Source organism: Marinifilum fragile (genome assembly GCF_963677365.1).
GTDB classification, from domain to species: Bacteria; Bacteroidota; Bacteroidia; order Bacteroidales; family Marinifilaceae; genus Marinifilum; species Marinifilum fragile.
Genome location: NZ_OY781962.1, coordinates 3,678,924 through 3,692,645, shown reverse-complemented (window position 1 = coordinate 3,692,645; position 13,722 = coordinate 3,678,924). Strand labels below are relative to the sequence as shown.

10 protein-coding genes and 1 riboswitch are annotated in these 13,722 nt (G+C 36.4%); of the genes, 3 read left to right on the top strand and 7 right to left on the bottom strand.

What is annotated here, in order from left to right:
* Positions 1–11 precede the first annotated feature (11 nt).
* A complete protein-coding gene (gene topA, locus ACKPCA_RS14705; protein WP_321279796.1) occupies positions 12–2,435 on the bottom strand; it encodes a type I DNA topoisomerase in 2,424 nt (807 codons plus the stop codon).
* 203 nt (positions 2,436–2,638) lie between these two features.
* Here topA and ACKPCA_RS14700 point away from each other — a divergent pair, with 203 nt between their 5' ends.
* A complete protein-coding gene (locus ACKPCA_RS14700; protein WP_321279795.1) occupies positions 2,639–5,053 on the top strand; it encodes a transglycosylase domain-containing protein in 2,415 nt (804 codons plus the stop codon).
* Positions 5,054–5,201: 148 nt separating this feature from the next.
* Positions 5,202–5,403: riboswitch (cobalamin riboswitch) on the top strand.
* 180 nt (positions 5,404–5,583) lie between these two features.
* Here the strand turns inward: ACKPCA_RS14700 and ACKPCA_RS14695 are convergent.
* The 5 genes from ACKPCA_RS14695 to panC form a co-directional block, all read right to left on the bottom strand.
* The gene (locus ACKPCA_RS14695) at positions 5,584–5,979 is read right to left on the bottom strand and encodes an HU family DNA-binding protein (RefSeq protein ID WP_321279794.1); all 396 of its coding nucleotides are present in this window, start codon (positions 5,977–5,979) and stop codon (positions 5,584–5,586) included.
* A gap of 223 nt (positions 5,980–6,202) precedes the next feature.
* Entirely contained in the window at positions 6,203–7,576 is a 1,374-nt protein-coding gene (radA, locus tag ACKPCA_RS14690; protein WP_321279793.1) for a DNA repair protein RadA, read from the bottom strand.
* A 68-nt stretch (positions 7,577–7,644) separates the two neighbouring features.
* Positions 7,645–8,142 (bottom strand): D-glycero-beta-D-manno-heptose 1-phosphate adenylyltransferase, encoded by a 498-nt coding sequence (gene rfaE2, locus ACKPCA_RS14685; protein WP_321279792.1) that lies wholly within the window; start codon positions 8,140–8,142, stop codon positions 7,645–7,647.
* Positions 8,143–8,302: 160 nt separating this feature from the next.
* The gene (gene panD, locus ACKPCA_RS14680; protein WP_054723000.1) at positions 8,303–8,653 is read right to left on the bottom strand and encodes an aspartate 1-decarboxylase; all 351 of its coding nucleotides are present in this window, start codon (positions 8,651–8,653) and stop codon (positions 8,303–8,305) included.
* Between the two features lie 18 nt (positions 8,654–8,671).
* The gene (gene panC, locus ACKPCA_RS14675; RefSeq protein ID WP_321279788.1) at positions 8,672–9,511 is read right to left on the bottom strand and encodes a pantoate--beta-alanine ligase; all 840 of its coding nucleotides are present in this window, start codon (positions 9,509–9,511) and stop codon (positions 8,672–8,674) included.
* A 194-nt stretch (positions 9,512–9,705) separates the two neighbouring features.
* Between panC and ACKPCA_RS14670 the strand changes: the two genes are divergently transcribed.
* A complete protein-coding gene (locus ACKPCA_RS14670) occupies positions 9,706–10,515 on the top strand; it encodes a glycogen/starch synthase (protein ID WP_054723004.1) in 810 nt (269 codons plus the stop codon).
* 248 nt (positions 10,516–10,763) lie between these two features.
* The gene (gene glmS / locus ACKPCA_RS14665; RefSeq protein WP_054723006.1) at positions 10,764–12,599 is read left to right on the top strand and encodes a glutamine--fructose-6-phosphate transaminase (isomerizing); all 1,836 of its coding nucleotides are present in this window, start codon (positions 10,764–10,766) and stop codon (positions 12,597–12,599) included.
* A 55-nt stretch (positions 12,600–12,654) separates the two neighbouring features.
* On the opposite strand, the gene rfbB is transcribed toward glmS, so the two are convergent.
* Entirely contained in the window at positions 12,655–13,710 is a 1,056-nt protein-coding gene (gene rfbB / locus ACKPCA_RS14660; RefSeq protein WP_321279785.1) for a dTDP-glucose 4,6-dehydratase, read from the bottom strand.
* Between the last annotated feature and the right edge of the window lie 12 nt (positions 13,711–13,722).

Below are 13,722 nucleotides of genomic sequence, written 5' to 3'. Positions count from 1 at the left end.
AAATCAAAAATTTATTTTTTTGCCTTTTTGGCAGTTGTAGTTTTTTTATTCGTCGTTGTAGATTTCTTTTTGGTCACCGTTTTTTTTGCAGTCGTCTTTTTAGTTGCTGCTTTTTTCGTGGTTTTCTTTTTAGGACCTTCTTTAATAATTTTCATACAATCTTCAAAGCTTAATGCTTTAGGATCTTCGATATCTTTTGCCAATCGGAAATTCTCTTTTTTGTATGAAATATAAGGTCCCCAGCGACCATTTAATATTTGTAAATCAGGATCTTCATCGAAAGCTTTGATAAATTTTTCTCTATCTTTCTTTCTCTTTTCTTCAATTAATTCAATTGCTCTAGGAAGATCAATCTCCATAGGATCATCTACATCTTTTTTAAGAGATGCGAATTTACCATCGTGGCGCACGTATGGACCAAATCGGCCAATTGCGACAACTACTTTTTTATCTTCGTATAAACCAAGATCTCTTGGTAATTTAAATAAGTCAAGGGCTTCTTCGAGCGTAATGGTTTCAAGATGTTGTCCTGGTCGTAAGCTTGCAAATTTAGGAGCTTCAGCATCTTTATCTTCAGGTGTTTCTCCCAGTTGGGCCATAGGACCATATCTTCCGATTCGAACCAAAATCACCTTACCTGTATTAGGATCTTCACCTAAAACTCTCTCACCTGTTGATCTTTCTGAATGTTCAAGTGTCTTTTCTACATTTTCATGGAAAGGATTATAGAACTTTCCAATCATTTCATGCCAAATCAATTTACCCAAGGCAATATCATCGAATTCTTTCTCTACATCAGCAGTGAAGTTGTAATTCATTACATTTGGAAAATGCTCATTTAAGAAATCGGTAACCACCATTCCTATATCAGTTGGGAACAGTTTTCTTTTTTCAGCACCAGTGATTTGTGTTTTTACTTCCTCAGAAATATTGTTTTCCTTCAGGTTGATAACTTCATATTTTCTCTCAACACCATCTCTCGATTCTTTTACTACATATCCGCGATTTTGAACGGTAGTAATGGTTGGAGCATAAGTAGATGGACGACCAATTCCAAGTTCTTCCAATTTTTTCACCAAACTAGCTTCGGTGTATCTTGGAGGACGATATGTGAAGTTTTGAGTTGCATTCAAGAAATCTTCAGTAACAGGATCATTAACCTTTACCGTTGGTAATAATGTTTCTTCCTGTTTGCCATTCTCATCATCGGTAGATTCCATGTATACTTTAAGGAAACCATCGAACTTAATCATTTCTCCAGTAGCGATAAATTCTTCGTTATTGGTTGATGCCTTAATTTTAATATTGGTTTTCTCCAATTTAGCATCGCTCATCTGAGAAGCAATGGTTCTTTTCCAAATTAGGTTGTACAAACGAACCTCATTTGATTCACCATCAATTTCCTCTTTATTTAAATAGGTCGGACGGATTGCCTCGTGAGCCTCTTGCGCACCTTTATTTTTGGTCTGATATTTTCTGATTTTCACATACTCTTCGCCATGACGCTTGGTAATTTCTTCTTTAGCTGCAGCCAATGCAGTATCAGCAAGGTTTACCGAGTCAGTTCTCATATATGTGATATTTCCGGCTTCGTACAAACGCTGAGCAACGGCCATGGTTTGTGCTACCGAAAATCCTAATTTTCTACTTGCTTCCTGTTGTAAAGTTGAAGTGGTAAAAGGAGCTGCTGGCTTACGAGTTGAAGGTTTCTTTTCAATATCGCTAACCTTATATTCTGCATTTTTACAACTTTCTAAAAACTTAAGAACTTCTTCTTTTGTGGCAAAGCGCTTTGGATATTCAGCTTTTAAGGTTTTCTGACTTCCATTTTCTTCAGTTACAAAGAAGTGGGCAACTACTTTGTAGTATGCTTCAGGATTAAATGCAATAATTTCTCTTTCTCTTTCAACCAAAAGTCGAACAGCTACCGACTGTACACGACCTGCCGAAAGTTGAGGCTTTACCTTTTTCCACAATACTGGCGAAATCTCAAAACCTACCAATCGATCTAATATTCGTCTTGCTTGCTGAGCGTTAACAAGATTATCATCAATATCTCGAGGATTTTCGATTGCATTTAGAATTGCAGGCTTGGTAATTTCATGAAAAACAATTCGTTTGGTGTTCTCTTTTTTCAATTTCAACACTTCAAACAAGTGCCATGCAATGGCTTCTCCCTCGCGGTCTTCATCGGATGCGATCCAAACCGTTTTGGCTTCCTTTGCAAGTTTTTTTAATTCGGTAACTACCTTTTTCTTGTCAGTAGATACAATATATTTAGGTGTGAAATTGTTTTTAATATCAATCCCAAAATCCTTTTTTTCCAAATCCCGAATATGCCCAAAACTTGATTTGACCAAGAAATCTTTGCCTAAAAATTTCTCGATTGTTTTTGCTTTTGCAGGGGACTCAACTATTACTAAATTCTCTACCATCTCGAATCTGTTCTTTGGGAAGTTTAGGTTAAAATTTTTTGCAAAGTAAAACAATAAGGGACCTAAGTTCAAAATTTTGTTGTAATTATTTTGATATTACCTTATTATAATATAGGTCAAAAATCAAATAAAATGCCGAAAAATACGTCTTATATGTTAGAATTTAATTTGCTATTTTTACAGCTCATAAAAAATACAGAAGTATGTCTGAAATCAATCCAAATCTGGAAATAGATCCTAATGCAGAGTTTAATGCTGGTAATGAAGAGGTAAGCAGTAAATCGAAAATTAAGATTTACAAAAAGCCATTGCTTATATTTTGGTCGATCTTTATTGTTGGGCTTATTTGTGTTGTATTGTTTTTTGCAGGGATATCAAATGGTACTTTCGGATTTATGCCAACATTTGAAGACTTGGAAAATCCTAAAAGTAGTTTGGCTACCGAAATTTATACTGCAGACGGAGAATTATTAGGGAAATTTTATTTTCAAAACCGTTCTTTTGTTGATCATGATGAGCTATCGCCATATTTGATTGACGCACTGATTGCAACAGAGGATGTTCGATTCGAAAGTCACTCGGGAATTGACCTTAGAGGATTGGGACGTGTGTTAAAAGGGTTGGCAACAGGTGATAGCAGTGCTGGTGGAGGTAGTACCATTTCTCAGCAGTTGGCAAAAATGTTGTTCCCAAGAGAGGATTTCCAGAATAAATTAGATATTGTATTTCGAAAATTTAGAGAATGGGTAATTGCAGTTAAGCTAGAAAGAAGCTATACGAAAGAAGAAATCATGACTATGTATTTTAATAAGTATGATTTCTTGAACCTTGCTGTTGGTATCAAATCGGCGGCAAATGTATATTTCAATACAACTCCCGATTCGTTAAAATTGGAACAGGCAGCAATGCTGGTTGGTATGGCGAAGAATTCTTCATACTTTAATCCACTTAGAAGACCAGAGCTTACTAAAGGACGACGCAATACGGTTCTTTCTCAAATGGTGAAGTATGGTTATTTGGAAAGTCAGATTGCTGATTCATTAAAACAATTGCCATTGGGTATCGATTACCAAAAAGTGGATCACAAGAGAGGAATGGCTCCGTATTTCAGAGAGTATTTAAGAATGTCTCTTACTGCCAATAAACCGGAAAGAGAAAATTACCCTTCATGGAATATGCAAAAGTTCAAGCAAGATTCTTTGGAGTGGGAAATCAATCCTTTCTATGGTTGGTGCAATAAGAATCAAAAAGCTGATGGAACACCATACAATATATATGAAGATGGTTTGAAGATTTATACGACTCTTGATTCGAGAATGCAGAAGTATGCGGAGGAAGCTGTACAGGAACACTTGGGACTTGATTTGCAGAAAGGATTCGACAAAGAAAAAGAGAAGCATAGAAACCCACCTTTCTCAGATGATTTGAGTGATGAAGAGTTCGAACATCAGATTGATTTATCGATTCGCAGAAGTGAAAGGCATCGTGTTCTGAAAAAGAAAGGTTTAAGCTTTGAGCAGATCAAAGAAAATTTTAAAAAGCCTGTTGAAATGAAAATATTTACATGGAAAGGTGAGCGAGATACCATTATCTCACCAATGGATTCCATGTTATATTACAAAGGATTTTTACGTGCTGGTTTCATGTCTATGGTACCAGAAACCGGTGAGGTTAGAGCTTATGTAGGCGGTCCAAACTATAAACACTTCATGTACGATATGGTTACGCTTGGTAAACGCCAGGTGGGTTCTACCATTAAGCCATTTTTATACACTTTGGCAATGCAGGAAGGTTTAACGCCTTGCGATAAGGTGCCAAATATTCCACAAACTTTTATTCTGCCTGATGGTACTCCTTGGACTTCCAGAAACTCAACGGAAGCTCATAGTGGTGAAATGGTAACCCTAAAATGGGGTTTGGCTAATTCAGTTAATAATATTTCAGGATGGGTTTTAAAGCAAACTAAGCCTGAGGCTGTAGTTGCGATGGCTCGAAAAATGGGAGTGGTTAGTCCTATTGAGGCTGTACCTTCCATATTCTTGGGAACCTCTGATATTTCCGTTTACGAAATGGTAGGAGCTTATGGCTCGTTTGCCAATAAAGGGGTGTACATCAAACCACGTTTCATTACCAAGATTGAGGATAGCAAAGGCAATTTAATTGCTCAATCGGTTCCACGAAAAACCGAAGTAATGAATGAAAGAACAGCTTATCTAATGGCCAACCTGTTGCAAGGTGTGGTAAGGGAAGGTACTGGTAGAAGATTAAGATTTAAATATAATCTGTATAATCCTATTGGAGGAAAAACAGGTACCACTCAGAATCATTCCGATGGTTGGTTTATGGGAATTACCCCTGAGTTGGTTTCAGGAGTTTGGGTTGGTGCCGAAGACAGAGCTATTCGTTTTGAAGGAATTAGATTAGGGCAGGGGGCCAATATGGCATTGCCAATTTGGGCTTTGTACATGCAAAAAGTATATGCCGATGAAAGCTTAGGCATGCAAAAAGGAGATTTTGAAAAACCTCGAGGTGTTAATATAAACTTGGATTGTGAATCTGTTACCAATGATAAATCCAACAGTAGTACTGAGGATTTTGATGATGAAGATTTCTTTTAATACAATTTTGAATAGAAGACCAAATGCATTATGCTGATAGATTTCTAAAGGAGTACTGTGAGAGTAGCGAAACGGTATGACATATTAGAAACAAATCGGTATAAAAATCAGATTTAAAATCTGTTGTAAGATCAAGTAATTTTGTTTAAAATTGTACTGCGATTCAGGTTCTCCGACAGGAGAATAATAGGGAATCCTGTTTAAATCAGGAGCTGTCCCCGCAGCTGTAAGTTCCGATTCAATTGTGAATCTGTGTTTTTAACAAGTGTTCCACTGTTCCGATACATAGGGATGGGAAGGAGTTGAAAGCCGGAACAAGCCAGAAGACCTGCCTGGGTTATGGATTTTAGCTTTCGGGCATGAAAAGCGGAAAGATTCAGTTTATTCTTTCTATTCCGATGCTAGCAGATTCGGTACGCCAAATCGAATCGAAAAAATTCATAGTAACTGTTTTACTATTGAGGATGTCTCGCCAAGGCATCCTCTTTTTTTCTTAAAAGTCTAGAAAAGTCAAACAGTTGATATAATCATTATTTAAAATTCCTTGCTTTTATAAACTTCGTACCTGATACTTCAGTTTTTAACCTTTTACTTGGTCGAAAGGCTATCTTGGTATTTGTAATTTTTTGTGCGGTAACTTCCTCTTCCGTATCGCATCCTTCTCCCGATGCATGAAGAGAGAAAATGCCCAAACCTTCCAAATCGATGCTGCAATTGTCTTTTAATAAATCAGGAATTTCTGTTATGAAAGTATGTAGTACGCCCATAACATCCCCTTCGCTAAAAGTTGACATTAAGGCAATGTGTTTACACAGCTCCTTAACTTTAACGGTTCTTCGGTTGGTAATTCGGGGGTAATACTTGTATTCTCCGCCACCTTTAACACCGGGGCTTGCATGTTTCACGACTTTATATTCTACGCTCATAACGCTTGGTTTGGGTAAATATATTGTATTGTTTTAAGGAACTTCTACTTATTAATAGAAACTCAATACCTCAAGTTATGAAATTATAACAGCTATTAAAAATTAATTTAATAGCTGTTAAAGAATATTTTAATACGTATTAAAAATTCAAACCGAAGTTTGAAAATCCATAAGGTCACAGTTTAGAATGTGGATTTTTTACTGTGTCTTCTACAAATACTTGCTATCTGAATAAGGTTTGAAATACCTGACCCACCTTGCTTACCAAATGCACTTTGATTTTAAACTTAGAGATATCCAAGCCTTTTAAGTTGTGTTTTGGAATAAAGATTTGTTTGAATCCTAATTTTTCCGCTTCACTAATTCTTTGGTCTATACGATTAACCGGACGAATTTCGCCGGATAAACCAATTTCGCCTGCAAAGCAAACTTCTTTTGGAATCGAAATATCGGTGCTTGATGAAAGTACGGCAATAATCACCGCCAAATCGATAGCAGGATCGTTAACCTTAATTCCTCCGGCAATGTTTAGGAAAACATCTTTGGTTGAAAGTCGGAAGCCGGCGCGTTTTTCCAAAACTGCCAAAAGCATATTTAAACGGCGCAAATCGAAACCTGTGGATGATCGTTGAGGTGTACCATAGGCAGCAGAACTTACCAATGCTTGTATTTCAATCAGGAATGGGCGCATTCCCTCTATTGAAGCAGAAATGGCTGTTCCACTCAAACTTTCATCTTCCTGCGAAAGCAACAATTCTGAAGGGTTGGAGACCTCTCTCAAACCTGTGTGCTGCATCTCGTAAATTCCCATTTCCGAGGTTGATCCAAAGCGGTTTTTGGTAGCTCGCAAAATTCGGTACATGTGGTTCTGATCGCCTTCGAACTGAAGAACGGTATCCACCATGTGCTCTAAAATTTTTGGTCCGGCCAAACTTCCATCTTTGGTAATGTGACCAATTAAAAGAACCGGAACCGCCGACTGTTTTGCATATTGCAGCAATTGAGAAGTACATTCCCTGATTTGAGAAACGCTTCCCGGACCTGCCTCGATTCTTTCTGTTGCCAGGGTTTGAATGGAATCGATTACCACAATGTTTGGATTGGTATTTTTAATGTGAGAGAAGATGTTTTCCATTGAGGTTTCGCTTACAATTAAGCAATTGTCGTTATCAGTATTGATTCGATTCCCTCTCAATTTAATTTGCTGTGCACTCTCTTCTCCCGATACGTAAAGTGTTTTGTAGTTTTTAAGATGCAAAGCAATTTGAAGTGCCAAAGTCGATTTTCCAATTCCTGGTTCACCGCCAATCAGGATTAAGGATCCCGGAACCAATCCACCTCCAAGAACACGATTCAACTCCATATTTTGGGTGTTGTATCTTTTTTCTTCGGAAGATGAAATTTCAGAAATCTTTAAAGGTTTGTTTTTCGTATCGCCGTTTGATCCAACCACATTTACGTTTTTCGACTTTACGACAATCTCTTCTACAAATGTATTCCATTCGCCACAGGAAGGACATTTACCTACCCATTTGGCAGATTCTACTCCACAATTCTGACAGAACCAGGCACTTTTTGTTTTCGCTTTGGCAACCACTTTGATATAATTAGCAATTAGTAATTAACAATGAGTAATAAACTCAAATTTGTGTTTGAATCTTAAATTTATCCTTCTTGTTGTATTTTTTTGATGATTCCTGTTGAAGAGAATCCTTCGATAAAGTCTAGAGTTTTGATTTCTCCACCTTTTGCTTTAACGATATCGTATCCCACAATATCCTCAGCTTTGTAATCGCTTCCTTTAACTAAGACGTCAGGCTGAACGAAATCAATCAAATTGTATGGAGTGTCTTCTTCGAAAAGAATTACCATGTCAACAAATCCCAGTGAAGCCAATAGAAGAGCTCGCGAGTATTCATCGTTGATTGGACGGGTAGGACCTTTTAGTCTTTGGGTTGATGAATCGGTATTTAAACCGATGATCATTTTATTTCCCATTGAGGCAGCCGAAGCCAAATATTCAAGGTGGCCACGGTGAACAATGTCGAAACATCCATTGGAGAATACGATTTTTTTGTCTTTAAATCGCCAGGTTTGTAATCGGTTAAAGGCATCTTCCTTCTTGAAGATAATTTTATCTTTTATCAATTGTAGTTTATCCATTTTTTAAGATTTTGCTTAAAGGTAATTTATCGGTAAGAGAGTAGCAAAAGAATTCGTGAATGAGTTAAAGTGTGGATGAGGTACCAGAAGTTGCTTAGATTCACTCACAAAAAAAAGGCTGATCTCGAAAGAACAGCCTTTGCATGTATTCTAAATTAATTTAGATCAATTTATTAGTTGCTGTGTCAGGGAATACTAGGCTTGGTTCCCAGTTTTTAGCTTCTTCAAAATCCATCGATGCATACGAGATGATGATAATTACATCACCAACAGCACATTTTCTGGCAGCAGCCCCGTTCAAGCAAATTGTACCTGAACCTCTTTCGCCACGAATCACATAAGTCTCTAAGCGTTCACCATTGTTAATATTCACAATCTGAACCTTCTCATTTTCAATTAGGTTTGCTGCATCCATTAAATCTTCATCAATGGTTACGCTACCAACATACTGAAGATCTGCACCAGTTACTGATGCCTTGTGAATCTTCGATTTACAAACTTCAATGTACATTTTAATTTGAACTAATATTTAAAAAGTTATATTATCAATCAATCGAATTTTTCCTACCTGAACGGTGATACATCCAACTTTTACCTTGTTTTCGTCCCAGCTTTTAATAGGCTGCAAGTATGTATCATCAACGATTTCAAAATATTCGACCGAAAGATATGGGTTTTTATTGATTTCATCAACTACCCAATCTTTCAATTCGTTTACACTTAAATCGGCTGCTAAGTTACAAGCTTTAAATAAAGTTTCAGATATTTTAGATGCATTTTTTCTTTGATCCTCTGTAAGTAGTAAATTTCTGGAACTCATAGCTAAACCATCTTCTTCCCTGATAATAGGGCATGGAACGATTTTTACATTTAACTTAAGATCTTTCACCATCTGCTTAATAACAGCTACTTGTTGGAAATCTTTTTGACCAAAATAGGCCTTATGAGGAGTTACTATGTCGAAAAGTTTACTTACAACTTGAGCAACTCCATTAAAATGTCCTGGTCGATTTTTGCCTTCCATTACATTGTCAAGGTGTCCAAAATCAAATACACGAGTATCTGGTTCGGGATACATTTCCTCCACTTCAGGGATAAAAATCAAATCAGGATTGTATTTTGAAAGTTTTTCAAGATCTTGCTCAATGCATCTCGGGTAAGTTTTTAAATCGTTGGGATTATTAAACTGTGTTGGATTCACAAAAATACTTACAACTGTAATATCATTTTCTTTTACAGATTCGGCTGTAAGTGATAAGTGACCATCGTGTAAAGCCCCCATAGTTGGCACGAATCCTATACTTTTTCCTTCCTCAATAAACTTGCTGATTTTTGCTTTTGTTTCAGCAACAAGTTTTACTATTTCCATCCTGTTTTAAAAATCTTACAAAACCATTTCGGTTTTTTTGGTTAAGACTGCAAATAAAATAAATAAATAATACTTGAGAAATAATAAGTGCATATAATTGTATTGTAGGTTCTTTAACCCTTGCCAAAGGTCAGGTTTGTTAAATATTTTTATTAATTTTGCGCAGATAATCTGTATTAATATTTAGCGACTATATGGAAAAGACAAAAGTATTGTTTGTTTCACAAGAAATTACCCCTTACCTTCCTGAAACTGAAATGTCTGAAATCGGAAGATATCTTCCTCAAGGAATCCAAGAAAAAGGAAAAGAAATTAGAACTTTCATGCCACGTTACGGTTGCATAAATGAAAGAAGAAATCAGTTGCATGAGGTAATCCGCTTGTCTGGTATGAATTTAATTATTGATGACACGGATCATCCATTGATCATTAAGGTTGCTTCTATTCAGGCTGCAAGAATGCAGGTATATTTCATCGATAACGAAGATTACTTCCACAGAAAGCAAATTTTGACGGACGAAAACGGTGATGGATTTGCAGATAATGATGAAAGAGCTATTTTCTTTGCTCGTGGAGTTTTAGAAACTGTTAAAAAGTTACGTTGGGCTCCAGATATCGTTCACTGTCAAGGCTGGTTTACCGGATTGACTCCTTTGTATTTAAAGAAAGCATTTAACGAAGATCCATTGTTTACGGATACAAAAGTGGTATTCTCTATTTACGATGATGAATTCTCAACTTCATTTAGCTCTGACTTCAAAGCAAAAGCAATTATTGAAGGAGTGGAAGAAGAAGATGTTAAAGTATTGGAGGATGCGAATTATGTAGCGCTTCACAAGTTGGCAATAGACCAATCTGATGCGATTATCATGGGTAGTTCAAATATTAATGAAGAAATTAAGGCTTATGCTGAAGCTTCAGGAAAGCCATTTATGCCTTATAAGAACAAAGAAGAATACATTACAGCTTACTCTGATTTTTACGATGAATTAGTAGCTGAATAGTAGGACACTAAAATATTTTAGAAAGTGCATTTAAACTTTGGTTTTAATGCACTTTTTTTATCGATATAAATTGCAGTTAAGTTTGGTGAGTAAGCTAACTTATTATATTTTTAGGAGGAATTTATTGATAATTGAAATGAAGCTATAGGTTTAAGGCTAACTATTATAAAATTAGACTTATAATGTGATTTTTGATTTAGAATTATAAACCAATCTTGAGTGGTACCGAGATTGAAATTTATGTATTTATGTGTGGAATAGTTGGTTACATTGGCAATAAGGATGCCTATCCTATATTGGTCAATGGCTTAAAAAGATTAGAATATCGCGGATATGATTCTGCTGGTATTGCACTTCGAACTAACCAAACTCAAGTATTTAAGTGCAAGGGTAAGGTAAAAGATTTAGAAGATCATGTAAAGGGACACGATATTTCAGGTTCCATAGGTATAGGGCATACTCGTTGGGCAACTCATGGAGAACCAAATGATGAAAATGCTCACCCCCACAGTTCAATGAATAATAAATTTGTGATTATTCACAATGGTATTATTGAAAACTATGCCTTCTTAAAAGAGAAACTAGTAAAAAGAGGTTATTCCTTCCAAAGTGAAACAGACACTGAGGTTTTGGCAAACCTTATTGAATATATCTATCTAAAAGGTGAAGTTACTGCAGAAATAGCAGTACGCTTGGCACTTACAAAAGTAGTTGGTGCATATGGTCTGGTTGTTATTTGTGAAGATGAACCAAATCAGTTAATTGCAGCCAGAAAAGGTAGTCCGCTTGTTGTTGGTGTTGGAAATGGTGAGTATTTCCTTGCTTCAGATGCAACTCCAATTATTGAATATACTCAGAGCGTAATCTATCTTAACGATGATGATGTTGCTATCATTAATCGTGATGAGTTGGTATTGAAGACTTTGCAGAACGATAAATTAACACCTCATGTTCAGCAGTTGGATTTGGATATAGAGCAGATTGAAAAAGGAGGATACGAGCATTTCATGCTTAAGGAAATTTTTGAGCAAACCAGTTCGATTCATGATACCATTCGAGGAAGAGTATCTCCTCAAAATAAAGAAGTTTTCCTTGGCGGGATTAACGATGTAATTCCAAAGTTGGTGAATGCTCGACGAATTTTAATTATTGGTTGTGGTACATCGTGGCATGCAGGTATGGTTGGCGAGTATTTGTTCGAAGAATTTGCCAGAATTCCGGTTGAAGTAGAATATGCTTCAGAGTTCCGTTACAGAAATCCTGTAATTTTTGAAGATGATATTGTATTGGCAATCAGTCAGAGTGGCGAAACTGCAGATACATTGGCTGCAATCAAGTTGGCAAAAGAAGCAGGAGCTACTGTTTTAGGTATTTGTAATGTTGTTGGTTCAAGTATACCAAGAGAAACTCATGCTGGTGTTTATACTCACGCTGGACCAGAAATTGGGGTAGCTTCAACAAAAGCATTTACAGCACAGGTTACTGTACTTACCATGATGGCTATGTTGGTAGGTTACAGAAAAGGAACCTTGGCAAAAGAAGATTACCACAAGTTGATCGAAGAGTTTGCTAATCTTCCTGAGAAAATTGCTAAAATTTTAGAGAAAGATCAGGATATTAAAGAATTATCAAAGAGATATATTGAATCTACAAATGCACTTTATTTAGGTCGTGGATTCTTGTTCCCAGTTGCTTTGGAAGGAGCTTTGAAATTGAAAGAGATTTCATACATCCATGCAGAAGGTTATCCTGCAGCAGAAATGAAGCATGGACCAATTGCCTTAATTGATGAGCACATGCCAGTGTTTGTAGCGGCGACTAAGGATAAATCTTACGAAAAGATTGTAAGTAATATTCAGGAGGTAAAAGCTCGTAAAGGTCATGTGATTGCAATTGTTACCGAAGGAGATACTGTAATTGCAGATATGGCAGATTATGTGATTGAAATTCCGGAAACATTGGAAGCTTTAGCTCCTTTATTGACCGTGGTTCCATTCCAGTTGATTTCTTACTACATTGCAGTATTACGCGGATGTAATGTAGATCAGCCTCGTAATCTTGCAAAATCGGTTACTGTAGAATAAATCAAAAGTATCAGATACAAAAAGAGCGGTGTCAATTGACATCGCTCTTTGTTTTTTATCTCTTTTCGTACTGTTGTTCATAGTACTTTTCGTAATCTCCGGAAAGGATATTTTCCAGCCAATCAGTATTCTCAAGATACCAATTGATGGTTTGTTCAAAACCTTCTTCGAATTGAATGCTAGGTTCCCAGCCCAATTCATTTTTAATTTTGGTAGCATCAATTGCATAACGTAAATCATGACCAGCACGATCTTTTACGAAGGTAATTAGTTTTTGAGAAGTTCCGATTTCCTGGTTTAATTTCTTGTCCATGATATCGCAAAGCTTTCTTACCAAATCAATATTTGTCCACTCGTTGTTTCCACCAATATTGTATGTTTCTCCAGTTTTTCCTTTGTGATAAATCATGTCAATTGCTAAGGCATGATCCTCTACAAATAACCAGTCTCTAACATTTTCGCCTTTTCCATAAATTGGCAGAGGTTTAGAGTTCTTAATATTGTTGATTACCAAAGGAATCAACTTCTCTGGAAATTGATTTGCCCCATAGTTATTGGAACAATTTGATAGAACTACAGGCATGTTGTAGGTGTGGAAATATGCTCTCACCAAATGATCTGAGCTTGCTTTTGATGCAGAGTATGGACTTCTTGGATCGTATGGAGTAGTTTCTAGGAACTTACCGGTTTCACCTAACGAGCCATAAACTTCATCGGTTGAGATATGGTAGAATCTCTTTCCGTCCATGTTATCTTTCCAAATTTCTTTTGCAGCATTTAGAAGGTTAACAGTTCCAACAATATTGGTAGTGATAAATGCCAAAGGATCAGAAATGGAACGATCAACATGCGATTCGGCTGCTAAATGTAAAACTCCATCGAACTGAAAATCTTTGAACAATCCAGATACAAATTCCAAATCGGTAATATCTCCTTTAACAAAGGTGTAGTTTGGTTTTGAATCAATATCCTTAAGATTTTCAAGATTTCCAGCATAGGTTAGAGCATCCAGATTTACAATTTGATATTCAGGGTATTTGTTTACAAATAAACGAACAACATGAGAGCCAATAAAACCTGCTCCACCTGTGATTAATATTTTCTTTTTCATGGATATACGTTT